General features: G+C 72.4%; 23 protein-coding genes. 8 read left to right on the forward strand and 15 right to left on the reverse strand.

The features are described from left to right. Positions 1-11 precede the first annotated feature (11 nt). Positions 12-1,514 carry an SCO1417 family PLP biosynthesis transcription factor gene (locus JXZ78_RS00840; RefSeq protein WP_030019618.1) on the reverse strand — a complete coding sequence of 501 codons (1,503 nt, stop codon included), beginning with the start codon at positions 1,512-1,514 and terminating at the stop codon, positions 12-14. A 151-nt stretch (positions 1,515-1,665) separates the two neighbouring features. Between JXZ78_RS00840 and yczE the strand changes: the two genes are divergently transcribed. From yczE to JXZ78_RS00860, 4 genes are all read left to right on the forward strand, one after another. Continuing rightward, positions 1,666-2,352 carry a membrane protein YczE gene (gene yczE / locus JXZ78_RS00845; protein ID WP_033037491.1) on the forward strand — a complete coding sequence of 229 codons (687 nt, stop codon included), beginning with the start codon at positions 1,666-1,668 and terminating at the stop codon, positions 2,350-2,352. A 206-nt stretch (positions 2,353-2,558) separates the two neighbouring features. After that, entirely contained in the window at positions 2,559-3,485 is a 927-nt protein-coding gene (locus tag JXZ78_RS00850) for an LLM class F420-dependent oxidoreductase (protein ID WP_030019616.1), read from the forward strand. Between the two features lie 124 nt (positions 3,486-3,609). Continuing rightward, entirely contained in the window at positions 3,610-4,431 is an 822-nt protein-coding gene (locus tag JXZ78_RS00855; RefSeq protein ID WP_050502364.1) for a glycerophosphodiester phosphodiesterase family protein, read from the forward strand. A 391-nt stretch (positions 4,432-4,822) separates the two neighbouring features. Then, positions 4,823-5,206, forward strand: a complete 384-nt coding sequence (locus tag JXZ78_RS00860) for an RNA polymerase-binding protein RbpA (RefSeq protein ID WP_030019614.1) — start codon at positions 4,823-4,825, stop codon at positions 5,204-5,206. A gap of 535 nt (positions 5,207-5,741) precedes the next feature. On the opposite strand, the gene fxsA is transcribed toward JXZ78_RS00860, so the two are convergent. Together fxsA and JXZ78_RS00870 are read right to left on the reverse strand one after the other, a co-directional pair. After that, entirely contained in the window at positions 5,742-6,335 is a 594-nt protein-coding gene (gene fxsA / locus JXZ78_RS00865) for an FxsA family membrane protein (RefSeq protein WP_030019613.1), read from the reverse strand. A 58-nt stretch (positions 6,336-6,393) separates the two neighbouring features. After that, positions 6,394-6,762, reverse strand: a complete 369-nt coding sequence (locus JXZ78_RS00870) for a VOC family protein (protein ID WP_030019612.1) — start codon at positions 6,760-6,762, stop codon at positions 6,394-6,396. A gap of 139 nt (positions 6,763-6,901) precedes the next feature. On the opposite strand from JXZ78_RS00870, the gene JXZ78_RS00875 reads away from it, so the two are divergent. Continuing rightward, the gene (locus JXZ78_RS00875; protein WP_030019611.1) at positions 6,902-7,150 is read left to right on the forward strand and encodes a hypothetical protein; all 249 of its coding nucleotides are present in this window, start codon (positions 6,902-6,904) and stop codon (positions 7,148-7,150) included. Positions 7,151-7,249: 99 nt separating this feature from the next. Here the strand turns inward: JXZ78_RS00875 and JXZ78_RS00880 are convergent, their stop codons facing one another. From JXZ78_RS00880 to JXZ78_RS00900, 5 genes are all read right to left on the reverse strand, one after another. Continuing rightward, entirely contained in the window at positions 7,250-8,215 is a 966-nt protein-coding gene (locus tag JXZ78_RS00880) for an LLM class F420-dependent oxidoreductase (RefSeq protein WP_030019610.1), read from the reverse strand. A gap of 180 nt (positions 8,216-8,395) precedes the next feature. Then, a complete protein-coding gene (locus tag JXZ78_RS00885) occupies positions 8,396-9,154 on the reverse strand; it encodes a polyprenol monophosphomannose synthase (protein ID WP_030019609.1) in 759 nt (252 codons plus the stop codon). Continuing rightward, a complete protein-coding gene (gene lnt / locus JXZ78_RS00890) occupies positions 9,151-10,764 on the reverse strand; it encodes an apolipoprotein N-acyltransferase (RefSeq protein WP_030019608.1) in 1,614 nt (537 codons plus the stop codon). The genes JXZ78_RS00885 and lnt overlap by 4 nt, the downstream gene beginning before the upstream one ends. 619 nt (positions 10,765-11,383) lie before the next feature. Further along, a complete protein-coding gene (locus JXZ78_RS00895) occupies positions 11,384-13,024 on the reverse strand; it encodes an amidohydrolase (RefSeq protein WP_030019607.1) in 1,641 nt (546 codons plus the stop codon). A gap of 190 nt (positions 13,025-13,214) precedes the next feature. Next, on the reverse strand, positions 13,215-13,655 hold the full coding sequence (locus JXZ78_RS00900; RefSeq protein WP_026170119.1) for an Lrp/AsnC family transcriptional regulator: 441 nt from the start codon (positions 13,653-13,655) through the stop codon (positions 13,215-13,217). Positions 13,656-13,862: 207 nt separating this feature from the next. On the opposite strand from JXZ78_RS00900, the gene JXZ78_RS00905 reads away from it, so the two are divergent. Beyond that, positions 13,863-14,285 (forward strand): hypothetical protein, encoded by a 423-nt coding sequence (locus JXZ78_RS00905; protein ID WP_030019606.1) that lies wholly within the window; start codon positions 13,863-13,865, stop codon positions 14,283-14,285. Between the two features lie 139 nt (positions 14,286-14,424). Here the strand turns inward: JXZ78_RS00905 and JXZ78_RS00910 are convergent, their stop codons facing one another. From JXZ78_RS00910 to JXZ78_RS00920, 3 genes are all read right to left on the reverse strand, one after another. Beyond that, positions 14,425-15,030 carry an ankyrin repeat domain-containing protein gene (locus tag JXZ78_RS00910; RefSeq protein WP_030019605.1) on the reverse strand — a complete coding sequence of 202 codons (606 nt, stop codon included), beginning with the start codon at positions 15,028-15,030 and terminating at the stop codon, positions 14,425-14,427. Positions 15,031-15,179: 149 nt separating this feature from the next. Continuing rightward, a complete protein-coding gene (locus JXZ78_RS00915; protein WP_030019604.1) occupies positions 15,180-16,286 on the reverse strand; it encodes a phosphotransferase family protein in 1,107 nt (368 codons plus the stop codon). Next, positions 16,283-17,473 (reverse strand): Rv3169 family protein, encoded by a 1,191-nt coding sequence (locus tag JXZ78_RS00920; protein ID WP_030019603.1) that lies wholly within the window; start codon positions 17,471-17,473, stop codon positions 16,283-16,285. Before JXZ78_RS00920 ends, JXZ78_RS00915 begins: the two co-directional genes overlap by 4 nt. A gap of 426 nt (positions 17,474-17,899) precedes the next feature. On the opposite strand from JXZ78_RS00920, the gene JXZ78_RS00925 reads away from it, so the two are divergent. Beyond that, complete coding sequence (locus JXZ78_RS00925) at positions 17,900-19,093, forward strand: pyridoxal-phosphate dependent enzyme (protein WP_030019602.1); 1,194 nt, start codon at positions 17,900-17,902, stop codon at positions 19,091-19,093. Positions 19,094-19,203: 110 nt separating this feature from the next. Here the strand turns inward: JXZ78_RS00925 and JXZ78_RS00930 are convergent, their stop codons facing one another. Further along, the gene (locus tag JXZ78_RS00930; RefSeq protein WP_030019601.1) at positions 19,204-20,376 is read right to left on the reverse strand and encodes an acyl-CoA dehydrogenase family protein; all 1,173 of its coding nucleotides are present in this window, start codon (positions 20,374-20,376) and stop codon (positions 19,204-19,206) included. Between the two features lie 511 nt (positions 20,377-20,887). Here JXZ78_RS00930 and JXZ78_RS00935 point away from each other — a divergent pair. After that, positions 20,888-22,162: a glycoside hydrolase family 18 protein gene (locus tag JXZ78_RS00935; protein WP_030019600.1), complete on the forward strand. Its 1,275-nt coding sequence runs from the start codon at positions 20,888-20,890 to the stop codon at positions 22,160-22,162. 654 nt (positions 22,163-22,816) lie between these two features. Here the strand turns inward: JXZ78_RS00935 and JXZ78_RS00940 are convergent. From JXZ78_RS00940 to JXZ78_RS00950, 3 genes are all read right to left on the reverse strand, one after another. Continuing rightward, on the reverse strand, positions 22,817-23,593 hold the full coding sequence (locus JXZ78_RS00940) for an alpha/beta fold hydrolase (protein ID WP_030019599.1): 777 nt from the start codon (positions 23,591-23,593) through the stop codon (positions 22,817-22,819). Between the two features lie 4 nt (positions 23,594-23,597). Beyond that, entirely contained in the window at positions 23,598-24,227 is a 630-nt protein-coding gene (locus JXZ78_RS40605) for a TetR/AcrR family transcriptional regulator (RefSeq protein ID WP_050502363.1), read from the reverse strand. 587 nt (positions 24,228-24,814) lie between these two features. Continuing rightward, positions 24,815-25,159, reverse strand: a complete 345-nt coding sequence (locus JXZ78_RS00950; RefSeq protein ID WP_030019596.1) for a hypothetical protein — start codon at positions 25,157-25,159, stop codon at positions 24,815-24,817. Positions 25,160-25,396 lie beyond the last annotated feature (237 nt).

A 25,396-nucleotide genomic window follows, 5' to 3' on the forward strand; every position in this document is an offset into this window, starting at 1 on the left:
CACGCGCCCCCTCACGCCACGAAGCTGTGCGGCGTCTCCACCTCTCCGGCGGCCGTCCCGGACGCCACGTGCTGTGCGGCGGCGGCCAGCCGGGACGCGGCCTCGTCGGCCACGGCTCCGCTGACGGTGAAGGGCAGCCGGACGAACCCTTCGAACGCGCCGTCCACGCCGAACCGCGGCCCCGAGGGCACCCGTACGCCGAGCCGCTCCCCCGCCTCCGCGATCCGCGAGCCGGACAGGCCGCCGGTCCGGGCCCACAGGGTGAGGCCACCGGCGGGCACACTGAACTCCCAGTCGGGCAGGTGGCGGCGGAGCGCGGCGACGATCGCGTCGCGGTTCTCGCGGGCCTGGTCGCGGCGGATCCGCACGGCCTGCTCCCAGCCGTCGCCCTCCAGGAGCGAGACGATGGCGAGCTGTTCGAGGACCGGCGAGCCGAGGTCGGCGAAGGCGCGGGCGGCGACGAGGCTGCGGATGAGGTCGGGGGCGGCCCGGACCCAGCCGATGCGCATCCCCGCCCAGAACGCCTTGCTGACGGAGCCGACCGTGATGACGTTGCTGCCCGCCGGGTCGAAGGCGCAGACGGGCCGCGGCATCTCGACGTCGTCCAGGCGGAGTTCGGCCATGGTCTCGTCGACGACGAGGACCGTACCGGCGGCGCGGGCGGCGTCCACCAGGCGCCGGCGCTGGTCCTCGGTGGCGAGGGTGCCGGTCGGGTTGTGGAAGTCGGCGACGACGTACGCCATCCGGGGCGCGGCGTCCCGCATGACCTGGCGCCAGGCCGGGACGTCCCAGCCGGCGAGGCGGTCGGTGAGGGCGACGGGGACGAGCCGGGCGCCGGCGTCGCGCATCAGCTGGAGGATGTTGGCGTACGACGGGGAGTCGACCGCGACCCGTTCGCCGGGCCGGGTGATCTGCCGGCAGAGGGCGGCCACCGCGCCCATGGCGCCGGTGGTGACCATGATCTGTTCGGGCATCGTGGGGATGCCGCGGGCGGTGTAGCGGTCGGCGAGCGCCTGGCGCAGGGCCGGGAGGCCGGCCGGGTAGTCGCCGTGGGTGTGCGCGTACAGCGGGAGGTGTTCCATGGCGCCCTGCACGCCGCGCGTCAGCCAGGGCTCGGGGGCCGGGAGGGCCGCGCAGCCGAGGTCGATCATGGAGCTGGCCGCCTCCGGGGGCAGCGGTTCCAGGCCGCGGGTGGGCAGCGGGTTGCCCGCGGGGACGGCGGTCCAGCTGCCGGAGCCGCGGCGGGACTCCAGGAAGCCTTCGGCGCGCAGCGCTTCGTAGGCCGCGGCGACGGTGGTGCGGCTGACGGACAGCGCGGCGGCCAGTTCGCGTTCGGCCGGGAGGCGGGCGGCGACCGGCACCCGGCCTTCCAGGACGAGGAGGCGGACGCCGTCCGCGAGGCCGCGGTAGGCGGGGATGCGGCGGCCGGCCGGCGCCACGGCGTCGCGGGTGTCCTGCGACCGGAGCAGCCGGGCGAGTTGCGACGCCCCCACTGCTGAAGTCCACTGCGCCATCGTAAGCAGTCCACCTTTCCCGGATTGGCCCTGGAAACTGATCATCTCCGAGCCACAGAGTGTCACGCGCCAGTCCAATCATGCCAGGAGGGGGAAGGTCTTGTTCAGCACACGGAGGTCCGGCGCCGTGGAGGGCGCGAGTGACAGCGAGGTGGACGCGGCGTCCGGACGCCGCGCGGACCCCACGCCCGCCCGGCGGCTGCCGCGCCGCCTCGTCCACCTCTACACCGGACTGGTCCTGTACGGCCTCAGCATGGGCCTGCAGTTGCGTGCCGGGCTCGGCCTGGAGCCGTGGAGCGTCCTCAACCAGGGCATCTCCCGGCACGTCGGCCTGTCGATCGGCACCGTCACGATCGTCTCGGGCGCGCTGATCCTGCTGCTGTGGATCCCGCTGCGGCAGCGTCCCGGACTCGGGACGGTCTCCAACGCCGTGCTGCTCGGCCTGGTGATGGACGCGACGCTCGGCCTCGTACCGGAGATCACCACGCTCGCCGTCCGCATCCCCTTGCTCGCCTTCGCGATCCTGCTGAACGGCATGGCGACGGGGCTCTACATCTCCGCCCGCTTCGGGCCCGGCCCGCGGGACGGGCTGATGACCGGCCTGCACCGCCGTACGGGGCGGCCGCTGCGGCTCGTGCGGACGTGTATCGAGGTCGCCGTGCTCACCGTCGGCTTCCTCCTCGGGGGCTCGGTGGGCGTGGGCACCGTGCTGTACGCGCTGGCCATCGGGCCGCTGGCCCAGTTCTCGCTGCGTTTCTTCACGATCGGCGGGCAGCGCGGGCGCGTGGTGGCGTCGTCCGAGCCGGCTCCCGCCTCCGCGCCCGCGCCGCTCTCCTGACTCCCCCGCCCCTCGGACTCCCGCCCCTCGGGCTCCCGTCCCTTCGCCGCTCCTCCGAGGGCAACTCCCTTACCCTTGTACCGATTTATCACCTCACGCCCCCGCCCCCGACCGCGCCAACTGTTACGCTCGCCCTCTCAATCACCCCTCTGACCTGGCCTTTTGCTGCCCGGCGTCGAGGGGTGCAGCAACCGAGGGGAGCGACTGTGAAGATCGGGATCAACGTCCTCAACTACGGGGAGGGCACCACCCCCGAAAGCATCGAGACATGGGTGCGCGGTGCCGAGGAGCTGGGCTACCACCTGGCGATGATCTCCGATCATGTGACGCTGCCCCCGGAGGTCGCGGGCGCCTTCCCGCCGCCGTTCTACGACCCGTTCACCACGCTGGCCTGGCTCGCGGGCCGGACCAGCACCATCGAGCTGGGCACGACGGTCGTGGTCCTCCCGTACCGCCACCCGCTGCAGACGGCGCGCGTGACGGCGAACCTGGACCGGTTCAGCGGCGGGCGGCTGGTGTTCGGCGTGGGCCTCGGCTGGTCGCGGCAGGAGTACGCGGCGCTCGGCGTCGACTACGCGTCCCGCGGCCGGATCACCGACGAGTACCTCGCCTGCATCAAGGAGCACTGGACGCAGCCGGTGGTCTCCTTCCAGGGCGAGTACGTCGCCTGTACGGACATCACCACCGGGCCCGGACCGGTCCGCGACCCGCATCCGCCGGTCTGGGTCGGCGGCCTCAGCGACGCCGCGCTGCGCCGGGCCGGACGGTTCGGGGACGCCTGGCATCCGTACACCCTGGGCGCGGACGCGATCCGTGCGCGGCTGCCGGTCCTGGAGGCCGCGGCGGAGGCAGCCGGCCGGCCGACGCCCGCGGTGACACCCCGGATCGCGCTGCACCTCACGGAACGGCCGGTGGTGGCGGAGTCCCGGCTGCCGGGCCACGGCACGGTCGACCAGGTCCGCGCCGACCTGGAGGCGCTGGCGGAGCTGGGCGTGCCGTACGTCGTCCTGGACACGTACCTGTCCAGCTATGCCGGACCGGTCCCGCCGGAGGAGAGCCCCCGGCACGACCTCGCCCAGCTGGAGACCGCGGCGGAGCGGATCCTCGATCTTCCGGGTGAGACGCTGCGCTGAGGACCGCGGGGAGCAGCAGGCCGGGCAGCGGTCGCACCGGCGCCTTGGCGCGGCGCCGAAGGCCGGCCGCGCCCGTGGCCGGTCACCGTCGGCCGGCCCGCCCGCCCTGTATATCCTCTGGCCAATGCGCTCCCAGCAGTTGACCACCCGCGGGTTCCCCGTACGGCACCCCTACCTCGACCACCCGGCCCCGCTCGCCTTCGCCCACCGGGGCGGCGCCGCGGACGGGCTGGAGAACACCGCCGCGGCCTTCCGGCGCGCCGTGGCGCTCGGCTACCGCTATCTGGAGACCGACGTGCACGCCACGTCGGACGGCCGGCTCGTGGCCTTCCACGACGCCACACTGGACCGGGTGACCGACCGGGGCGGGGCGATCGGCCGGCTCCCCTGGCAGGCCGTCCGCCGGGCCCGGGTGGCGGGACGGGAGCCACTGGCGCTCTTCGAGGAGCTGCTGGAGGAGTTCCCGCAGGCGCGCTGGAACGTCGACATCAAGGCGGAGGCGGCGCTCCGGCCGCTGCTGGACCTGCTGCGCCGTACGGACGCCTGGGACCGGGTGTGTGTCGGCTCGTTCTCGGAGGCCCGTGTCGCGCGGGCCCAGCGGCTGGCCGGCCCGCGGCTGGCGACCTCGCTCGGGACGCGCGGCGTGCTGGGACTGCGGATGCGCTCGTACGGCCGGGGCGTGCCCCTGGACCGGCTGCTGGGGGCGGCGGTCCGGCGCAACGCGGTGTGTGTGCAGGTGCCGGAGCGGCAGTCCGGCATCCGCGTGGTCGATCCGCTGCTGATCCGGGCCGCGCACGCGTGGCGTTTGCAGGTGCACGTGTGGACGGTGAATGATCCGCGGCGGATGGCAGCCCTGCTGGACCTCGGTGTCGACGGGATCATGACCGACGACATCGGCGCGCTGCGGGAGGTGCTCACCGCCCGGGGATCCTGGCCCGCGGAGTGAGGCCCGCCCCTCGGAACGGCCGTCCGCGCCGTCCTGACGAGCCGTTACCGCAGTGGGGCGGTCGCGCCGAGGGGGACCCGGATTTAGGCGTGGGGGCTGCGGGCCGGTAGTGTACGCCTTTGGCTCACCAGGCGGACCGTTACTGCGCGCTGAACTGTGGAAAGCGCTGGGTGACATCTGCTGCCAGATGTGACAAACCGGGCATTGGTGGGTACAACAAGGGGCGGCACGAAGGAAGGCAGCGGCGCGCAGCGCCTCCATCAGGCGGTGGTGGGCGACGAGTGGGCACATCTCCCGGTGAACGGGAATCTTCACCGCCGACCGGACGTTGACCGGATGACGACGACAGCGACACCTGTCCTGTGGGCGACAAGCCCGGGAGGCACGATTCATGAGTGAGCGAGCTCTTCGCGGCACGCGACTTGTGGTGACCAGCTACGAGACCGACCGCGGCATCGACCTGGCCCCGCGCCAGGCGGTGGAGTACGCATGCGAGAACGGACATCGCTTTGAGATGCCGTTCTCGGTAGAGGCCGAGATTCCATCCGAGTGGGAGTGCAAGGTTTGTGGTGCACAAGCCCTCCTGGTGGATGGCGATGGCCCTGAGGAAAAGAAGGGCAAGCCCGCGCGTACGCACTGGGACATGCTCATGGAGCGGCGCACCCGCGAGGAGCTGGAGGAAGTGCTGGCCGAACGGCTGGCCGTCCTGCGCTCCGGCACCATGAACATTGCCGTGCATCCGCGCGACAACAACAACAATCGCAAGTCCGCCTGACGAACGGACGCGCGAACGGGCCGGGGCCACTGCACCACGCAGTGGCCCCGGCCCGTTTCTGCGCCCACGTACGGCCCGTTCCGCGTACACACCCGCCCCGGTACACGCCCGACCCCGCTCGACCCCGTACGCACCCGGCCGCCGACGCGCCCCGCACCCCACCGTCGGCAGCCCCGCCCGCCCCTCCCCGGGTGTGCGTCAGGTCACCCTCCACCTGCGGAATCATCCGGGCAGCCGGGACGCTGTAACGGGTGCGGGTGCCGGTGGGACAGTGTCCCCGGGCCTCACCATTCGCCCGTGGGGACGATCGTTCGGCTGAAGCCCCACGGAGCCTTTCGCCGAGAGGCGACCGCCACCGGTATCCGCACCCTCAGACCGCCCCGGCCGGTTCCCCCCGATCGGCCGGGGCTTCCGCATGTCCCGACGCCCTGCGGGTTCCGTCCACTCCTCCCCGCCACCACACCGCGTGACGGATCGCACACACGGAGTACGTCCGGGCGCTCAATCCGCCCTGTGCCGCTCTCAGTTACCGCGCTCAGCGCGTCAGCGGCGGGTCCTCACGCCGCGGGGCGGGCCCCTCGTCCTCGCGCACGACCTCGCCCTGGACGACCTTGCCGTCCGGCTGGTGCATACGGGCCTGCTGGAAGGCGTCGCCGAGCGAGCCCGGCGTACGGCGCGCCTGGCGGGTCAGGAGGCGCTCAGCGCGGCGGTGGAGCAGTTTGCGGGTGGGCGGGAAGAGGCAGAGCAGCCCGGCGACGTCGGTGACCAGGCCGGGGAACATCAGCAGCAGTCCGCCGAGCATGGGCAGCGTGTTCCCGCTGTCCGAGGAGGTCCGCTCCCCCGGCTTCGCGGTCGCGCCCGAGGAGGCCGCGGGGCCCCCGCCCGCCTGCACGGTCTCCGTGAGGTTCTTCCAGGCCCGCCGGCCCGCCCGCTTGATCACGTATCCGCCGGCGACCACACCGGCCAGCAGGAGCAGAAGCACCGTCAGGCCGCCCGCGGCGTCGGCGACCAGGGTCAGCAGCCAGATCTCCAGCACCAGCCAGGCGGCGATGCCCAAGGGGACGAACCGGCGGGCGCGCGAGCGCTGGGGCGGACGGGACCGGGGCGGCGGCGTGGCTGCGAACGTCATGGTTCAAGTGTGCCTGGCCCCGGCCGCGGCGCCCGCCCGCGGGTGGCCTCCCGGCACGTCACGCGTCCTCGAAGACGATCAGACAGAACTCGTTGCCCTCCGGGTCCGCGAGGACCGTGGTCGGACAGCCCGCGTCGTCGAAGGGGCCGCGCAGCACCCGCGCGCCCAGGGCCACCACCCTGCTCAGCGCGGGCTCCATGGCGGGCACCCGCAGGTCCAGGTGCATCCGGTTCTTGCCCTGCTTGGGCTCGGGCACCTGCTGGAGCAGCAGCTCGGGGCCGCCGCCCTCCGGGTCCGTCAGGGCGGTGTACGGCGGTGTGGTGCGCGTGATCCGGTAGCCGAGGACCTGGCTCCAGAAGTCCGCCAGCGCCTTTCGGTCGGCACAGTCCAGCACCATGACCAGTTCCTTCGACGTCACCGCTGTCATCGCCGTCTCCTCTCGCCCGTACCCCCGCGCGCGGCCGTTCCGGTGCGGTCCTGATCGCCGCGGAAACGCATGTGGCCGCCCCCGTCGGGCACCCGTACCGGAACCCCTACCCGCCCTTCTCACCAGGAGGCCGAACACGATGGACAAGCGCAGCGAGACACCGGAGCAGGGCGGCGGCGCCGTTCCCCGGGATCTGCCGGACCAGCAGGCGGACCCGCACGGCAGCACGCCGGACCCCTGGGAGGGCCGGAGCCCGGACGACGGGGACGACCGCTCGGAGCACACCGACGTGCCCGACACCGACGTCTCCGGCACGGGCCGCCGCGGCGCGGCACACGACCGCGACACGCAGACCGACGAGCCGACCCCGGACGAGCCCGCCGACTGATGCGGCGGGCCCGTGCGCCCAGGGGCGCGCTCCCTGCCGGGCGGCCGGGGCCCCGCGGTCATCGGACCCGCGGGGCTCCCGGCGCGCCCGGAGCCCGTGTCACAGCTCCCGCAGCGCGGGCAGCAGCTTCTTCTCCGCCCAGTCGAAGAACTCGCGCTGATGGTCGCCGCCGACCTGGACCACGGCGACCTCCGTGAAACCGGCCTCCGCGTACGGACGCACCGCCTCGACGAAGTCGTCCACGTTGTCGCCGCAGGGAATCGTCTCGGCCACGTCCTCCGGCCGGACGAACTGGGTCGCCCCGGCGAAACCGGCCGGGTCCGGCAGCTCGGAGTTGACCTTCCAGCCGCCGGCGAACCAGCGGAACTGGTCGTGGGCGCGGCGTACCGCGGCGTCCCGGTCGGGGTCGTAGCAGATGGGCAGCTGGCCCACCCGCGGCTTGCCCTGGCCGCCGTGCTGCTCGAAGGAGCTGATCAGCTCGCCCTTCGGCTCGGTCGCGATGACCAGGTCGCCGAGGCGGCCGGCGATCTCGCAGGACCGCTCCCCCGACACGGCGACGCCGATCGGCGGGGCCTGGTCGGGCAGGTCCCAGAGCTTGGCGGAGTCCACGTCGAAGTGGTTGCCGTGGTAGCTGACGGTGCCGCCCTCGAAGAGCGCCCGGATGATCTCCAGGGCCTCGGTGAACATCTCGTGCCGGGTGGTCTTGCCCGGCCAGCCGTGTCCGACGACGTGTTCGTTGAGGTTCTCGCCCGCGCCCAGGCCCAGGCGGAAGCGGCCGCCGGAGAGCAGCTGCATGGTCGCGGCCTTCTGCGCGACGACCGCCGGGTGGTAGCGCACGGTCGGGCAGGTCACGTACGTCATCAGCGGGATGCGGGAGGTGGCCTGCGCCGCGGCGCCCAGCACGCTCCAGGCGTACGGGGCGTGGCCCTGGGACTCCAGCCAGGGGGCGTAGTGGTCGGAGGTCACCGAGAAGTCGAACCCGGTCTCCTCGGCCCGGACGACGTGGTCGACGAGATCACGCGGGCCGGCTTGCTCAGTCATCATCGTGTAGCCGATTTGCACCATATGGCGCGAGTTTCCCGATCATGCGACCGCAAAACTCGGTCCTTGCGATGATGCCCGGCCGGGCCCGGAAGACTCCGCCCGACCGGCCTAGCGTGTGCGCACGCGAACGACAGCCACCCCGCCGCCCCTTGTCCGGCTACGGCGGCGAGGGCCGGGCCCGTCCGGGGCCCGGCGCTCCCCTCAGCGCCCGCGGAGCTTGTTGACCCGGGAGCCGACTCCCCAGCCGGTGACCCGCCACAGGGCCTCCACGACGATGTCCTTGCTCATCTTGCTGTCGCCGCGCTCGCGTTCGACGAAGGTGATGGGGACCTCGACGACGTGGAAGCCGCCCTCGACGGCACGGCGCGCCAGGTCGACCTGGAAGCAGTAGCCCTGCGAGGAGACCTCGTCCAGGCCGAGCCCTTCCAGGGTCTCCTTGCGGAAGGCCCGGTAGCCGCCGGTGACGTCGCGCAGCGGCACCTCCAGCATGGCCCGGCAGTACGTGCTGCCGCCGCGGGAGAGGTACTCGCGGTGCTTGGGCCAGTTGACCACCCGGCCGCCGGGCACCCAGCGGGAGCCGAGCACGAGGTCGGCGCCCTTGAGGGCGGTGAGCAGCCGCGGCAGCTCCTCGGGGCGGTGGGAGCCGTCCGCGTCCATCTCCACCAGGACGCCGAAGCCGTGCTCGATGCCCCAGCGGAAGCCCGCCAGGTAGGCGGCGCCGAGCCCTTCCTTGCCCTTGCGGTGCAGCACCTGGACGTGATCGTCCGCCGCCGCCAGCTCGTCGGCGACCTTGCCCGTACCGTCCGGGCTGTTGTCGTCCGCGACGAGGATGTGCGCCTCGGGCACGGAGGTCCGTACCCGCGAGACGATCGGTTTGATGTTCTCCGCCTCGTTGTAGGTCGGAATGATCACCAAGGTGGTCCCGAGCGGACCGTACTTCCGCTGACCGCCGTCTGTCACTGCTGCCCCTTCTCGTCCTTCGTACGCCCGCGCCGGCCGATCACTGCCGCGGCCACGCAGGACAGAAGTCCCACGATAGCGAGCACCCACTCGGGAAGGGCACCGACGCGGTCGGCCACGGTTTTTTCGTCACGCAGCGGCAGGCTCGCCTGCAGCACCCCCCGGGTGAACTCCGGGATCTTGTGGGTGACCGTACCGTCCGGGGCGACCACCGCGCTGATGCCGCTGGTGGCCGCCGTGACCACGGCACGGCCGTGTTCCACGGCGCGCAGCTTGGACATGGCGAGCTGCTGCTCGGGCTGTCCGGTGCGCCCGTAGGTGGCGTTGTTCGTCTGGACGACGAGGGCGCGGGCGCCCGCGTTCACGGTGTCGTGGACGATCTCGTCGTAGGCGACCTCGAAGCAGATGACGTCGCCGAGGCGGGCGGACCCGACGTCGAGGACGCCGGTGTGGTCGCCGGGGTAGAAGTCGCGCGGCACCCGCTGGAACCGTGTGATGATCTTGCTGAGCTGCTCACGGAACGGCACGTACTCGCCGAACGGCACCGGGTGCTGTTTGGTGTACGAGGCGCCGGGGCCCTTCTTCGGGTCCCAGACGATGCCCTGGTTGAAGACGTAGCCCGGCTTGTCCGGGTGGTCGACCAGGGCGCCGACCAGGACGGGCACGCCGATCGCCTTGACCGCCTCGTCGATCCGGTCGTACGCCTGCGGGTAGCGGAACGGGTCCAGGTCCGAGGCGTTCTCCGGCCAGATCACCAGGTCCGGCTTCTTGGCCTTGCCCGCCTTCACGTCGGCGGCCAGCTGCTCCGTGGCGGTGGCGTGGTTGTCCAGAATCTGCATCGGCCGGCCGAGGAAGTCCATGCCGGGCCGCTGCACGTTGCCCTGCACGACAGCGATGTCTACGCGGTCGTCCGCGTCGGTGTGCACCGGGACCAGGAGTCCCGAGACCGTGACCGCGGCGGCCAGGCCGACGGCCTCCACGGCGGGCAGAGCCGCCCGCACCGACCTGCCGGGCCCGCGGCGCAGCCGCCACAGGACGGCGGCCGCCGCGGCCAGCAGAGCGCCGCTCAGCGCGACGGCGAACGTCACCAGCGGCGCGCCGCCCAGGGCCGCGAGCGGGGTGAAGGGCGAGCCGGTGTTGGCGAAGGCGAGCCGTCCCCAGGGGAAGCCGCCGAAGGGCACCCGGTCGCGGACCCACTCCTCGGTGACCCACAGACAGGCGGCCCATACGGGCGCGTACTTCACGCGGGAGGTGACGGCGAGGCCCGCACCGAGCAGAAGCGTGTAGAGCGCCTGCACGAGGGCCAGCCCGAACACCGCGTCCCAGCCGACGACGTGCAGCCACTTCAGCAGCATGAAGAAGAACGGCAGCCCGAACGCGAAGCCGGTCCAGGCACCCTGACGGGCCGTCCTGCCACGGGTGAGCAGCCCGAGGGCCGCGACACCGACGAGGGACAGCGGCCACAGGTCGTACGGCGGGAAGGCCAGCGCCAGAGCGAGACCGCTGAGCACGGCGAGCGCCGTACGCGGCACCTCGCGGCGGACCAGCGCCGCGAACCGGCGGCCGCGCCCTGGCACGGCTGGTGCGGCGGTGTCGGAGCCCGATGGCACGGTCCCGGCCTTCCTTGCAGGTCGTGCGGTGGTGTCGGGCACGGTCGCGGCCTTCCTTGCAGGTCATGCGGTGGTGTGCAGACCGTACAACGGGGTTGCGCGATTGCGGACCGGGGGTGCCGACGGGTATAAGCTGCGCCGCCCGCGCGCGGCGGGGGGAGAGAGCGGGCACCGCCCAGCGGTGCGGATCGGGGCCCGGCGCCCTTCGGGCCGACCTGGGACCCGCTGGCTGCGGGTCGACCGAAAGCCGTTGTCTACTGAGCAACCGGGCCCCACCCGGGTCGCACCTTCCCCCTGGCTCGTGACGAGCAGGGAGGGACCCCCATCCGGACGAAACCTTTCCGTCGTCCCCGTTCCGCAGGTGCTGGACCTGGCTCCCAGTGACGGTGTGCCGGTGCGGCACACGTCCCATGGCCCAGCTGCGTTCGACGACTGCGCGGCGGTCTCCCGGTCTGACGTCCTGGTGGTGGACCCGGCCGAACCTACCGGCCGCCGACCGTCTGCTGTCAACAGTTGCCCGGACCGCGTGGTTTTCGCGTCGCCCCAGGCCGGCGCCCGCTCTCCCAGGTGGGGCAGGCGCCCACGGGCGCGTCCCGCGGTGGTACGCGCCCGCGTGAAGTCACTCGTTCGGCCGTCCGTACACCGTGCGACCGCCGACCACCGTCCACAGGCAGTCCGGCAGCTCCCGGCCGGGGGTCAGGTCGGGCAGGCCCGGGGTGCCGGAGCGGGGGTCGGTGGACCAGCGCTCGACCCGCTCGTCGGGGGCCTGTACGACGAGGTCGCCGGTGCGCCAGACCGCGTAGTCGGCGGGCGCGCCGGGCACCAGGACGCCCGCGTCGTCGCGGCCGATCGCGCGCCAGCCACCGCGGGTGTGCGCGGTGAAGGCGGCGCGGGCGGAGATGCCGTGCTCGCGGGTGCGGTGGAAGACCGCGGCCCGGACGGTGCCCCACGGGTCCAGCGGGGTGACGGGGCTGTCGGAGCCCAGGGCGAGCGGGACGCCGGCCCGCAGCAGCGCGGCGTACGGGTTGAGGGTGCGGGCGCGTTCGGCGCCGAGCCGGGTGGCGTACATGCCGTCCTCGCCGCCCCAGGCCGCGTCGAAGGCGGGCTGTACGGAAGCGGTGAGGGCGAACTCGGCAAAGGCCGCGACGGTGGCCCCGGTGAGCATCTCGGCGTGCTCGACGCGGTGCCGGGCGGCCCGGATCCGGCCGAGGCCGACGCGGTCGGCGGCGGCCCGCACGCCGTCGGTGACGGCGGTCAGCGCGGCGTCGCCGATGGCGTGGAACCCGGCCTGGAGTCCGGCCTCGGTGCAGGCCGCGACGTGGGCGGCGACGGCGTCGGCGTCCAGGTGGGCGGTGCCGGTGTGGCCGGCGTCGGCGTACGGGGCGTGCAGGTGGGCGGTGTGCGAGCCGAGGGAGCCGTCCGCGAAGAGGTCACCGGCGGCGCCGATCGCGCCGAGGGCGCGGATCCGGTCGGCGTCCTTTGCGTTGGTGACGGTTTCGGCCCAGTAACCGACGACGCGCGGTCCCGGCTCACGGGCGGCGCGGGCCAGCAGGGCGGTGAGGTCGTCCTCGCTGGAGATGTCGGGTCCCGCGCACTCGTGGAGGGTGCCGATGCCCCGGGAGGCCGCGTGCGCGAGCGCCGCGGCCTGGGCGGCGTCGCGCTGGGCGGGGGCGACCGTGGCGTACGCGGCGGCCCGCACGGCGTGGTGCGCGTCGCCCGTCAGCGGCTGCTCGGCGTGGAATCCGGGCAGGTCACGAATGCCGGGTACGAGGTCGAGCAGGGCAGTGGTGACGACCGCGGAGTGCACGTCGACCCGGGTCAGGTAGAGCGGGCGGCCGCCGGTGGCCGCGTCCAGCTCGGCGCGGGACGGCGGCCGGTCCTCGGGCCAGGCGGTGGCGTCCCAGCCGTGCCCCAGGAGGACGCGGTCGGCAGGGCGGGCCGCCGTGTACTCCCGTACCCGGGCCAGCGCGTCGGGGAGCGCGCGGGCTCCGGACAGGTCCAGGCCGGTGAGCGCGAGGCCGGTGGCCGTCGTGTGCACGTGTGCGTCCGTGAACGCCGGGGTGACGAGCGCGCCGTCGAGGTGGACGACCTCGTCCACGCCGTCGGCGAAGGAGTCGGCGGCCCCCTCCTCGCCCACCCAGGCGATGCTGTCGCCCTCGACCACCATGGCGGTGGCGAAGGGGTCGGCGGGACTGTGGACCTCTCCGCCGCGCAGCAGGACGGTTCGGGGCCGGGCCGGATCGGGGGTGCGCTCACTCATAGCGGACAGTTTGGCCCCTGCGGGCGGCGGGCCCGCGCGCGGGGTCGGGATCTCGACGCACGGCGCACGCGCGCCGGAGCGCCCGGACACGGCGCACGCCGGGGGCGCACGCTTCGAGTGCCCTGACCGTGCGCCGGGCGGGACACTCGGGGCGTGCGCCGGACGGGTGCCGGTGCGCGCCGGGCGGAGGTCAGATGCGCGGCGGCCGGGCCTCGTACGGCGTGGAGAGCACGACCGTGGTCCGGGTGGAGACCCCGGCCAGTGTGCGGATCCGGGTCAGCAGGTGTTCCAGCTCCAGGGGCGTGGCCACCCGCACCTTCAGGATGTAGTTCTCGTCGCCCGCGACGCTGTGACAGGCTTCCAGCTCGGGCACCTCGGCCAGGCGGTCGGCGATGTCGTCCGGGGCGCTGGGGTCGAAGGGTTTCACCGAGATGAACGCGGTCAACGGCAGCCCCACCGCCTCCGGGTCCACGATGGCGGCATAGCCGCGAATGACGCCGCGCTGCTCCAGACGGCGCACCCGCTGGTGCACCGCCGAAGTGGACAGGCCGGTGGCCTTGCCCAGGTCGGTGTAGCTCATCCGCCCGTCCTTGACGAGCAGATCCACGATTTGTCGGTCCAACTCCTCCACCCGATCAACCTACTGTGCTCGGGCGCGTGTGCGCACCGTACGCCGGTTCGTGGACGCGCTCGCGCGGCTTGTGTGACCAATGCCACACACGTGCTCCCGTATCCCGCGGGGCTCGGCGATTATGCGCGGGGCATGAGGGGAATTGCTCGTGTTGGCCGGAGCCGCCCGACATCGGAAGCCGGCGGCCGTGCGGCCCACCCGAGGGGGATGACCATCATGCGACGTCTGAAGACCGAATCCGCGCTGCTCGGCCTCGATGCCCAGGAGGGCGACAGTCCCGGCTTCGCCGGCGAGGACGATCCGTACGACTCCTTCGAGACCATGGAGATCTTCCGGGTGACCTGCCCGGACTGCGCCCAGCCGATCGCGATGCTGGCCGACGAGGACACCCTGCCCGAGCACGCGCTGTGCCCGACGCCCTGGAACCCCTTCTGCCTGTCGGTGTGCGAGGGCTCGGGGCGGCCGGTGGCCGACGCCTCCTCGGCGGACGACTCGCTGGAGGCCCAGGAGCAGGACGCCGGTGTGCTGCTGAACCTGCCGGAGGGGCTGGACTGGCGCCGACAGCCGTTCTCGCACGTGGGCGGGCCGGGTACGCGGCCGTCGCGGGTGCCACGGATGCGCCGGCCCTGAGGCCCGCGCCCGACCGGCGGGAGCGGGCGGCCGCTCCCGCGCCGTCCCGGCACCGCTTGCGGAGCGCCGCGGGGCCATTCCCGGTGTCCGCTGACAACGAACCTGGACCGTTTGCCGGCGAGGTTGGACCGCGGGTGGTTCAGCCCTCGGCACCGGCGGCATGCAGGGCATCGATGATGAGCGCGTACCGCTCTGCGGCCTCCGGGAACCGCTGCGCGCGGTGGCGTGCCTCCCGCAGTGCCTTCCCCGTCGGTGCTGCGCCGCGAGTGAGCAGATGGTGCACCATCTGCACCTGTCCGAAGAGGGCCGCCCACTCCAGTGGCGTCCTGCCCTTCATCACCGCATCGATGTCCGCCCCATGCTCCAAGAGCAGGTCCACAGTCTGCGGGTGACCGTGGTCGCCGGAGGTCGCTGCCAGCACTATCGGCACGTAACCCAGCCTGCCCTGGGCACAGGGAGCGGCACCGGCACCCAGAAGGGCCCTCACCACTTCTGTGTGCCCGTGCATCGCTGCCTGGCACAGAGGCGTCGTCTCCTCGTACTCACCTGTTTGCTGTTGCGGGTCCGCCCCCGCCGCGAGCAGTAGCCGGACGACCTTGGCGTGCCCCTCCCCCGCCGCGAGATCCAGTGCGGTGTGCAGGGCCGCGTTCGGGGGACCCACCCATGCACCCTCGCTCAACAACCGCGCCACCACAGCCACATCGCCGTCCTTGGCGGCCCGTGTCAACTGTTCCGCTTTTTCCATGTGGTGATCATGCCTGGCCGTCCAAGTTCACCGGGCAAACGGTCCAGGCTGAATGCCGGAGGACCCGGCCCGCCCCCGTGACGCGGCCCCCGCCGGCAACGGCTTCTCTGCCGTAACGGCCTCCCCGTCACAGCCCCCCGTAACGGTCCTCACCAGCGCCGGTAACGGCCCTCGATCATCGCCTCCAGTGTGGCCCGGTGCATGATCAGCGCGTCCGGGTCGGCGGGTACGGGCGCCTCGCCGAAATGGACCTGGCGGTAGGCCACGCGCAGCATGACGACGGCGTGCCGCAGGGCCGCGTAGAGGGTGTGGAAGTCCATGGCGCGCGGTGTGTGGCCGGTGAGCCGGGCGTAGCGTTCCTCGACCCGGTCGCGGCGCAGCAGGCCGGGCAGGCCCCGCTGGCCGCCGCTCTCCGCCAGGTCCTGGAAGAACCGGTGCAGATAGACCATCCAGCCGAGGTCGAGTTCGCGCGGTCCGGGTACGGACATCTCCCAGTCCAGCACGGCGGCGGGCGTGAAACCGTCGTAGACGATGTTGCCGATCCGCGCGTCGCCCCAGGTCAGTACGGTCTCGTCGGCTTCTTCGGACTCCGTCGGCCAGTGCTCGGCGAGCCAGGCGAAGCCGCGCTCGATCAGCGGGGACGGTTCCCGTCCGGTGACCACCCAGGCGTAGTACGCCCGCTGGGCCGCCACGTGCCGCCGCAGTGCGCTCCCGCTGCCGGGCAGGGCGAGGAAGTCCGTCTCTCCGACGGGCACCTGATCGTGGATCCGGGCGAGGACGGAGACCGTGCCCGCTTCCAGTTCCGCGCGCTCCGCGTCGGTAGCGGCGTGCAGCCAACTCCCCTCGTACGTATAGGGCATGACGTCCGGCGGTACGCGGCCCTCGGCGCGCTCCATCACGAAGAACGGTGCGCCGAGCGGCCCCGGGTCTTCTTCCAGCCACAGCGTGCGCGGCACGGGCACGTCGGTGTGCTCGGCCACCAGGCGCAGCGTGCGGTACTGACGGGCCATGTCATAGGTGGGGAATACCGTGTAAGCGGCAGGGTCGGCAGCCAGGCGCAAGGCACAGGAGTGGACGGGCGGACGGGGGTGGTCGATGTCGAAGAGCAGGGTTTCGCTGGACATGCCGTTGGAGGCGGGGACGGTCGCGGAGACCGCACGGGCACCGGGCAGGCGGGTGGCCAGCCACGCCGACAGCCGCCGGGTCAGCTCGCCCGGGTCGCGCGTGGTGGTGCGGGGCCGGGACGCGCCGCTCATGACCGCTCCTTCGGGGAGGCCGGGCCCTCCGAGCGGTCCGGTGCCTCATCGGGCGATGCCCCGACGGCCGCCGCCGCATCGGCGTGCCCCGTGAAGCCGCTGGGATCGTGGCGGCCGAAGCTGCCGTGCTCGAAGATCCCGTATCCGGTACGGCCGTCGAGGGTGAAGCGGGCCGCGTGGTCGGTGACCCCGTAGGCCGCCCGCGGATGGGCGGCGGGGTCGGCGAGGTCGTAGGTGCGGCGGTCGGTCCAGCCGCGTCCGCGCCAGGTGCCGTGCTGCCAGTCGTCGGCGGGCGGGTAGCCCGCGCCGACGGCCAGGGGTGAGGAGGTGAGGATCTCGGCGGAGAGTTCGAGCGGTTCGCGCGACGGGCCGGTGAGGTGCAGCACGGCATGCTCGGGGTGGCGGGTGCCCGGCCGGTAGGTGATGTCGGCGTGCGGCCAGCCGAGTTGGACGTCGTGGGTGCCGTTGCGTACCAGCAGGGCCTCGTTGAGCGTTCGGTGCCCGTCGGCGTCCTCCTGGACGACGACCATCACGAACCGGTCGTCGAAGCGGACCGGGCACCAGATCCAGTGGAACCCCTCCGGCCGCGCTTCCTCGGCGGCCCGCCCGCCGTCCTCGCCGGGTATCGGCCGCACGCCCCAGCTGCGGTCCCGGGTGCCGGTCCACTCCCCCGCGGTGACGGTCAGCCGCTCGCCGCCGGCGTGGATGGTGCCGGTACAGGTTCCCGCCTGGACGAATCGGCGCCCTTCGAGGACGAGCCGTCCGCCGCGGTACTGGGTGTGATGCGGTTCCCAGACGGCGGGGAAGGCGGCGTGCCACACGAGGTCGCAGGAGAGGCCGTCGGGGTCGGCCGGGTCGGCGGCGCAGTGCAGCCGGAGCCGTTCGAGGGGCCGGTCGACGGTGATCGTCAACGGTCCGACGGCGAGGGCGAGGCGGTCGTCGGTGAGCGCGTCGGAGGCCCGTACGGCGTGCAGGCGGTCGCCGAGCCGCAAGGTGGCGTAGGCGTCGATGACACCGGTGTTGGGGTAGACACCGAGGCCGGCGACGAGCAGCGCGCGGCCGGTGTGGTCCATGACGTGGAAGATGCAGCGGTCGTAGGCGTTGCGGTCGCCGGTGGCGACGTACCGCATGGACAGCGGCACTTGATGGACCGGGTATTCGTCGAGCGCGATCGGCCGGTCGGTCACGGGACACCTCCTGGACGCGCGGGCGGGCACGGTCCGGTGGCCACGGGGGCGTGCGGTTCCGCCTCGGCGGCGACCGTTTCCGCGGAAGGAATTGACGGTACGTCAGGAGTACGCGCGGGACCATAGCCGTACCGGCGTCCGGCCGGGCAGGGGGCCGTACCCGTGCCCGTCCGGGCGGCCCCGGACCGGGACGGCCGGCACCACGCCACGGAAGCAACGCCCGCTCCGGTCGCCCCAGCTACGGTTCCGGCTCCAGATCCGGTTCCGGCTCCAGAGCCGGCTCCGGTTCCAGATCCGGCTCCGGTTCCAGCTCCGGCGGACACGGCGCCTCCCGTTGCGCTGTACGGCGGACACACCGCCGTACAGTGGGAGGCGTAAGCCATCGCGGGCACCGGCGACGAAACGGTGACGGAACGAGGGGGCACCATGACGACGGCCGGCTCCGCACAGGGCCCGAGCAGCCTGCACTGCCTGCGCTGCGGCCTGGAGGTGAGAGGGTTCACCGGCTGCCCCCGGTGCGCGGCGGAGGGCATCGGGGCCAACGCGATGCCGCCGCTGGCCGACCTGGAGGGCCTGGAGCTGTCCTCGTACCCGGGCGGCCCGTGGGGCTGGCCGGAAACCCTGCCGGTCAGCGGCCCGCCGGTGACGCTCGGCGAGGGCGACACCCCCAACATACGGCTGCGCACCGACGCGGCCGCGCTCGGCGACGGGCTCGCACCGGAGTGCGGCAGCGAGTTGTGGGTCAAGTACGAGGGCGGCAACCCGACCGGTTCGCACAAGGACCGGGCGATGGCGGTGGGTGTGGCGGCCGCGCTGGAGACCGGCGCCGACACCGTGGTCGCCGCGTCGTCCGGCAACGCGGGCGCGGCGGCGGCCGCCTACGCGGGCCGGGCCGGGCTGCGGTGCGTGGTCTTCACCGACGAGGGCCTGCCGCCCGCGCTGGCCGCGCAGATGGATCAGCTGGGCGCCGAACTGGTGCGCTGCGAAGGCGGCTTCCTGGCCCGCAACGCCGCCATGGCGCGGGCCGTCGAGGAACACGGCTGGTATCCGCTCACCAGCTTCTCCGCCCCCTCCCCCGGCGGCAATCCGTACGCCGACGAGGGCTACAAATCGGTGGCGTACGAGCTGGCACGCGACTTCGCCGGGCGGCGGATCGGCGCGGTGGTCGTACCGACCTGCCGGGCCGACCTGCTGTCCGGGATCGAGCGCGGTTTCCGGGAGCTGGCCGCGGCCGGTCTGGTGTCCGCGGCGCCCCGGATGGTGGCGGCCGAGCCCGCCGGGGCGGCGCCCTTCACCGCCGCCCTGCGCCACGCCGACCGCGCCGCTCAGGAGCGTACGCGCGTGGAGAGCCGCCCCACCGCCGCCTTCTCACTCGGCGAGGAACGCCCGTGCTGGCAGGGGCTGGACGCGCTGTGGCGGTCCGGCGGCACGGCCGTCGCCGTGGCCGAGAAGGAGTTCGTGGCCGAACAGCGGCGCCTCGCCGAACAGGGCCTGCTGCTGGAGGCGTCCTCCGCCGTAGCGGTCTCCGTGGCCCGCCGGATGCTGCGCGAGCTGCCGGAACTGGTGGTGGCGATCGGTACGGCGACGGGCATGAAGGAGCTGGCGTCGGCAGGCGAGTGACGGCACCACAGCGCCAGGCCCGCCGCCCCGGGCGGCGGACGGCTTCCTGCCCGTCCACCGTAAGGAAACTCTTCCCCCGGGTTCCCGCGGGTGCCCCCGGGCCACGCACCTCAGCGGGACTCGGGCCCCGCCAGGTGCCGCGCGACGACCATGCGCTGGATCTGGTTGGTGCCCTCGACGATCTGGAGCACCTTGGCCTCCCGCATGTAGCGCTCGGCCGGGAAGTCGAGCGTGTAGCCGTACCCGCCGAGCAGCTGGACGGCGTCCGTCGTGACGCGCATCGCGGCATCCGTGCAGAACAGCTTGGCCATCGCCGCTTCCTTCGCGAACGGCAGGCCGGCGTCCTTGAGGCGGGCGGCGGCCAGGTAGAGCGAACGGCCGGCCTCGATCTGGGTGGCCATGTCGGCGATCATGAAGCGCAGGCCCTGGAAGTCGGCGATCGGGCGGCCGAACTGCTGCCGGGAGGCGGTGTACTCCAGCGCCTCGTCCAGGGCGGCCTGGGCGATGCCGATCGCGCAGGCGGCGATCCCGAGACGGCCGGAGTCCAGCGCGGACAGGGCGATGGTGAACCCCTGCCCCTCGTCCCCGATACGGCGGGCGTCGGGAATCCGTACGCCGTCGAAGTGCAGCTGGGCCGTGGGCGAGCCCTTCATGCCCATCTTGCGCTCGGGCGCGGCGGCGGTCAGCCCTTCCGCGTCGCCGGGCACCAGGAAGGCCGTGATGCCGCGGGCGCCCTTGTCGCCGGTGCGCGCGAGCACGGTGTAGAAGTCGGCGACGCCTCCGTGGGTGATCCACGCCTTGGTGCCCTCCAGGGTCCAGGTGTCCCCGTCGCGTACCGCCCGGGTGGTCAGGGAGGCGGCGTCGGAACCGGACGCGGGCTCGGAGAGGCAGTAGGCGCCGAGGAGGCCACCGCCGAGCATGGCGGGCAGGTGGGTGGCGCGCTGCTCCTTGGTGCCGAACGCGGCGAGCGCATGGCAGGCGAGGGTGTGCACACTGACGCCGAGGCCCACGGTCAGCCGCGCGGCCGCCAGCTCCTCCAGCACCTGGAGGTACACCTCGTAGGGCTGCTCCCCGCCGCCGAACTCCTCCGCGTACGGGAGGGAGAGCAGACCGGACTCGGAGAGTAGGTCGAAGGTCTCCCGGGGGAACCGCCCCGCCTCCTCCTGCTCGGCGGCGACCGGCTTGATCTCACGGTCGAGGAGATCCCGCACCAAGGTCAGCAGATCGCGGGCCTCCTCCGTGGGCAGCCTGCGGTCCACCGGCCGGGGGCCGTACTCGGTCATGGCGGCGCTCTCCTCCCTGTCGGGCGCTGCGACGGCGCCCGCGAGGGTGAGGCGGCGCCGCCGGTAGTTCGCACAGTGCTCAGCAGATGATCCCCCACCGGATCGCGGAGGGCGGTGACCTGCAGCTGTGGCGCTGTGAGTATGCCCGATCGACAGCGTCACGTCACTGGTTGATCGAGATCTTGTTCCGGGCGGCCGGAACTTCGTCAGCACCGGAACCGACGGGCTCCCACCGTCATCAGCCCCGGCCAGAGCCCCGCCCCGCCACCCGCGCCTCCCCCGCACCCCCTTCCGCGCGCATCCCCCCGCAAGCCCCTTACGGCTCCTTACATCCCCCTACGTCCTCCCGTACGCCCCCCGGCGGCCGGGAGCTGTACGCACCATGAAATTGGTCCAAACCATTGACCGCACTGGTCTAGTCCTTCTACGTTCTCCCCGCAATACTCAACGCGTTCATGCCAATTCGGAACGCGTGTCCGTCCCGCCCTCGACCCCCCTCCGAGGAGACGACATGCCCAGACCCGTCCGTACGCGATCACCGCGCCGGCTGATCGCCGCCACCACCGCACTGTGTACGGCCGCCCTGGCCGGCACCCTGTTCGCGGGCACCGCAGCCGCCGACCCCACCGGCAGCGCCACCCCCGCGGCCCCCGCGGCCGCTCAACCGGCCGGAATCCAGGCCGCCGGAAACAAAGTGGTCGGCTACTTCACCAACTGGGGCGTCTACGACCGCAATTACCACGTCAAGAACATCCAGACGTCCGGGTCCGCCGGCAAGCTGACCCACATCAACTACGCTTTCGGCAACGTCCAGGGCGGCAAGTGCACCATCGGCGACGCGTACGCCGACTACGACAAGGCCTACACCGCCGACCAGAGCGTCGACGGCAAGGCCGACACCTGGGACGCGGGCGCCCTGCGCGGCAACTTCAACCAGCTGCGCAAGCTCAAGAAGCTGCACCCGAACCTCAAGGTGATCTGGTCCTTCGGCGGCTGGACCTGGTCCGGCGGCTTCGCCCAGGCCGCCAAGAACCCCAACGCGTTCGCGCAGTCCTGCCTGGACCTCGTCCAGGACAAGCGCTGGGCCGATGTCTTCGACGGCATTGACATCGACTGGGAGTACCCGAACGCCTGCGGTCTGACCTGCGACACCAGCGGCCGGGAAGCGTTCACCAACCTCGCCAAGGCGCTGCGCTCGAAGTTCGGCGGCAAGCTGGTGACGGCGGCCATCAGCGCCGACGCCTCGGCCGGCGGCAAGCTGGACGCCGCCGACTACAAGGGCGCCGCGCAGTACCTCGACTGGTACAACCCGATGACGTACGACTACTTCGGCGCCTGGGACGCCAAGGGGCCGACGGCACCGCACTCGCCACTGACCTCGTACAACGGCATCCCAAAGGCCGGTTTCAACACCACCGACACCATCAAGAAGCTCAAGAGCCTGGGCGTCCCGGCCAACAAGCTCCTGCTGGGCCTCGGCTTCTACGGACGCGGCTGGCAGGGCGTGACGCAAGACGCACCGGGCGGCACGGCGACCGGCGCGGCGCCCGGCAAGTACGAGGCCGGCATCGAGGACTACAAACTCCTCAAGACCCGCTGCCCGGCAACCGGCAAGGTCGGCGGCACGGCATACGCCAAGTGCGGCAGCCAGTGGTGGAGCTACGACACCCCGGAGACCATCGGCACCAAGATGGCGTACAAGAACCAGCAAGGCCTGGGCGGCACATTCTTCTGGGAGCTGAGCGGCGACACGGCGAACGGTGAGCTGATCAAGTCCATCAAGTAGGCGGTCACGACAGGCAGGGCCGGTGCGCCCGGACAGGGCGCGTCCCCTTGCAAACGCGAGGTCAGGAAATGACGATGAAGCCGGGCCCGTTCTCCACGGGTTCGGCTTCATCTCCATACATCACACCCATACACACGCACGATCGGAGCAGCCCGTCGACGCCTGCACATATGCCGGCTATGTCGAATTCAGCGGAAGTAAGCAAAATCAGCAGCTCCGCCTGCTGAAGCTGCTGGTCAGGGCCTGTGGTCCCCGCGGGTGCGGGGTGTTTCCGACCCCTCAGCCAGGGGCACGAGCGGAGTCACCGTGGTCCCCGCGGGTGCGGGGGTGTTCCCCTCGGATCTCGCGTGCGTATGAACTCCACGGAGTGGTCCCCGCGGGTGCGGGGCTCTACCAGCATCTCCCCGCGCAGGCGCCGTTCCGCCCCAGCGCGCCACCTCCCGTCGATGCAGTCGGGACGGCTGTAAAGGTGTTCACGAGCCGGGGCGCCGAAGTGTGACTGAGTGCTTCAGTTGGCGGGTGAGCGCGCGAGTCGGCGGCTGGAGCATGCGGCGTCGACGGCTCAGGTGAGCTGAACGGCGTAGTGTCGCGAAGAGGTCAGGGGCAGTCGCCCGCCCCAGTCCCGGTCTTCAGCCGAGGGCTGAGCGGCGCCGGTCATGACGCGGCGAAGGCGGTGATCAGGCCGGACAGGGCCTGCGGCGCCTCCATCGGTACCTGGTGGCCGCAGTCGATGGACGCGATCGTGACGTTGGTCAGGTGGGGCACCGTCAGCTTCTTCTGCATCTCCAGGCCCCAGGTCGGGTCGCCGTCCGCGACGATCAGCAGGGTCTCGACGTCGATCGGTGCGGCGCGCTCGGTCCAGTCCTCGTATATCCCTTCCTTCAGCCAGGCGTCCCAGGCCTTGCGGTTCATCCGCGCGTAGTCTTCGCAGGCACGGTCGAACACTTTCGGCTCCAGCGGCAGCGCGGTGCGGTCCAGCACGAACTTCCTGGCGTCTGTGCGGTCCCTGCGGCTCTCGAACAGTTCGCGCGGCAGGTCCTCGCCGCCGACCTCTTGCCCGAGCGGCGTGGGGGTGATCAGCACGAGCTTCGCCGGCGGATGCGCGAGCCCCAGCCCGGCGCCGGCCCGGCTGGCAAGGATCTGCATGACCTTGCCGGTCATCGAGTGGCCGACCAGTACGTAGTCGGTCAGGCCGAGTTCGTTGATCGTGGCGGCGAACGCGCTGGCCATCTCGGCCATCGTGTAGCCCGGGATCGCGTGGGCCTCGCCGTGGCCGGGTGCGTCCACCGCCACGACCCGGAACTGCTCCGACAGTGGCGCGCTCGCCTCGATCCACTCACGGCGGGCGAAGCTGAACGAATGCGAGGTCACCAGGGTGCGCCCGGGATGCTTGGCATGGGGCTGCTGGGGAGTGTCGGTGAGGGGAAGCATGGTTCTAACCTCCGGTTGCCGTCGGCGGGGGCGGGGTGGTCGGTCGGGTGAGGAGCAAGCCCTGTACGGCGGTGCGGGCCAGGTGCACGCAGGAGTCCACGTCGACAGGCTGGTGGCCGAGCAGCAGGCGGAACGCCGCCGGCCCGAACAGCAGATCGATCGCCGCGTCAGGCTCGACGTGCGGGTCGAGCTCGCCGCGCGCGACCCCGCGCTCCCACAGCGCCCGGAGCGCCGCGCGGCGTGGGGCGAAGAACCGGGCGTTGAGCAGCTCGGCGGTGCCGGGTTCCAGTACGGCGGCGGCGACGAGTTGGGCGAAGACGATGCCGTCGCGGCCTTGGTAGTACTCGGCCAGGTGGGCGACGGCCTGGACCAGGTCGTGCGCGCTGTCGCCGGTTTCGACCAGCGGCACCAGGCGGTCGATGTGCGCGGCGAAGGCCTCGATCGCCAGCGCAGTGCGGTGCGGCCAGCGCCGGTAGATCGTGGGCTTGCTCACCCCGCTGCGGCGGCTCGCCGCCTCGACCGTGCAGGCGGCGACGCCGCCTTCCAGGAGCAGTTGCGCGGCGGCGGTGAGTACGCGCTCTTCGTGCGCGGCCTCGCGAGGCCGTCCCCGCCCGCGGGCCTGCGGGCCGGTCACAGCTGAGCTCGGGATCGGACAGCCCGCAATGGGCCGTGCCGCTCGCCGGACACTTCCCGAGCGAGCGGATCGAGTCGCGTCAGTACCGCGTCGTTCAGCGGGATCGTAAGAGCGGCCGGGTTCACAGCCACGTGCTCCGGGCTGCCCGGGACCTGGAGCGTTCCGAGCGGGGTATGGCGCATCTCCACCTCCTTTACGTTACGACACGTAATGTAAAGGAGGCGCCGCCGACCCGCAACACCCGACCCTCGGGACGAGCGGTACAGGGCCGCCTCCGCGGAAGCCCCTCCGGGCACCGAGACTCGGTCCAGGCGAAGCGTGCGCCGAGCGGGCCCGCCATACCGTCGGGGTACACCTGGTGGATGGCGCCGCGCTTGCCGTGGCGCATGCCCCGGGTGAGCTCGTGGCGGGACTCCTGCACGGTGAACTGCCGGTTCAACCGCCGTCGGCTCAAACCGCTTCCTGCCGCCTACACCGTCCAGCTCGCCCGAGCCGTCGACGCCGCCCCCTTCAGTTGCCAACTCGCGCGCTCACTCGCCAACTGAAGCACTCAGTCACACGAAGCGGTCCGAGTCTTTTTGTGCGGGTCAGTTGAAGATGACCGACCGCAGTTTGAGGCGCTCTGAGGCACCACCGGTGTGTGGCCGCAGGCGGAAGGAGTCGCCCCGGCAATCGGTGCCGGTGTAGACGGTTGCCCAGGCATCGGTGCGGTTCTTCGGTGAATGGCCTGGCTGTGGGTTCTCCTGGCCGACGCCGTGGAGGTTGATACAGCGACCGCTGGGCGGGTTGTTGAGGAAGCCGCTGGCCTCGTATCCCTCCACAGTCTCGTAGGAGTACCGGAACTGCCCTGTCGCTGCGGCAGCCGAACCAGGGGTGGCGGCCAGGAGTACGGCGGCGCCGAGCACGGCGGTGATGACGGAGCGAAGACGCATCAGCGGGTCTTTCTGCAGGTGGGAAAGTTGCCGCAGGCACCTCTGCCCACCCCGGCGGACGCGCACCCATGCATCACCCTCACGAGTGATGGAGAAACGTCCCTGCACTGCCCCGAACGAACGGTGCCGACGGCGTTTCGGCGCACGCCGTGCAGGTCCCGGCCCGTCGGCGGCGCCCAGCACCACCCTTCGGGGGTTCCCGCGCGTCCCGGCTGGCCACAGCGCCCGGGACGCGCG

Origin of the sequence: Streptomyces monomycini (assembly GCF_022271435.1) — a bacterium.
In the GTDB taxonomy this organism is placed as follows: Bacteria; Actinomycetota; Actinomycetes; order Streptomycetales; family Streptomycetaceae; genus Streptomyces; species Streptomyces monomycini.

Excerpts from the sequence above, each read along its gene's own strand:
- JXZ78_RS00840 (WP_030019618.1), bottom strand. The coding sequence starts at position 1,514 with ATGGCGCAGTGGACTTCAGCAGTGGGGGCGTCGCAACTCGCCCGGCTG.
- JXZ78_RS00855 (WP_050502364.1), top strand. The coding sequence starts at position 3,610 with ATGCGCTCCCAGCAGTTGACCACCCGCGGGTTCCCCGTACGGCACCCC.
- JXZ78_RS00860 (WP_030019614.1), top strand. The coding sequence starts at position 4,823 with ATGAGTGAGCGAGCTCTTCGCGGCACGCGACTTGTGGTGACCAGCTAC.
- fxsA (WP_030019613.1), bottom strand. The coding sequence starts at position 6,335 with ATGACGTTCGCAGCCACGCCGCCGCCCCGGTCCCGTCCGCCCCAGCGC.
- JXZ78_RS00870 (WP_030019612.1), bottom strand. The coding sequence starts at position 6,762 with ATGACAGCGGTGACGTCGAAGGAACTGGTCATGGTGCTGGACTGTGCC.
- JXZ78_RS00875 (WP_030019611.1), top strand. The coding sequence starts at position 6,902 with ATGGACAAGCGCAGCGAGACACCGGAGCAGGGCGGCGGCGCCGTTCCC.
- JXZ78_RS00880 (WP_030019610.1), bottom strand. The coding sequence starts at position 8,215 with ATGGTGCAAATCGGCTACACGATGATGACTGAGCAAGCCGGCCCGCGT.
- JXZ78_RS00895 (WP_030019607.1), bottom strand. The coding sequence starts at position 13,024 with ATGAGTGAGCGCACCCCCGATCCGGCCCGGCCCCGAACCGTCCTGCTG.
- JXZ78_RS00905 (WP_030019606.1), top strand. The coding sequence starts at position 13,863 with ATGACCATCATGCGACGTCTGAAGACCGAATCCGCGCTGCTCGGCCTC.
- JXZ78_RS00910 (WP_030019605.1), bottom strand. The coding sequence starts at position 15,030 with ATGGAAAAAGCGGAACAGTTGACACGGGCCGCCAAGGACGGCGATGTG.
- JXZ78_RS00915 (WP_030019604.1), bottom strand. The coding sequence starts at position 16,286 with ATGAGCGGCGCGTCCCGGCCCCGCACCACCACGCGCGACCCGGGCGAG.
- JXZ78_RS00925 (WP_030019602.1), top strand. The coding sequence starts at position 17,900 with ATGACGACGGCCGGCTCCGCACAGGGCCCGAGCAGCCTGCACTGCCTG.
- JXZ78_RS00930 (WP_030019601.1), bottom strand. The coding sequence starts at position 20,376 with ATGACCGAGTACGGCCCCCGGCCGGTGGACCGCAGGCTGCCCACGGAG.
- JXZ78_RS00935 (WP_030019600.1), top strand. The coding sequence starts at position 20,888 with ATGCCCAGACCCGTCCGTACGCGATCACCGCGCCGGCTGATCGCCGCC.
- JXZ78_RS00940 (WP_030019599.1), bottom strand. The coding sequence starts at position 23,593 with ATGCTTCCCCTCACCGACACTCCCCAGCAGCCCCATGCCAAGCATCCC.
- JXZ78_RS00950 (WP_030019596.1), bottom strand. The coding sequence starts at position 25,159 with ATGCGTCTTCGCTCCGTCATCACCGCCGTGCTCGGCGCCGCCGTACTC.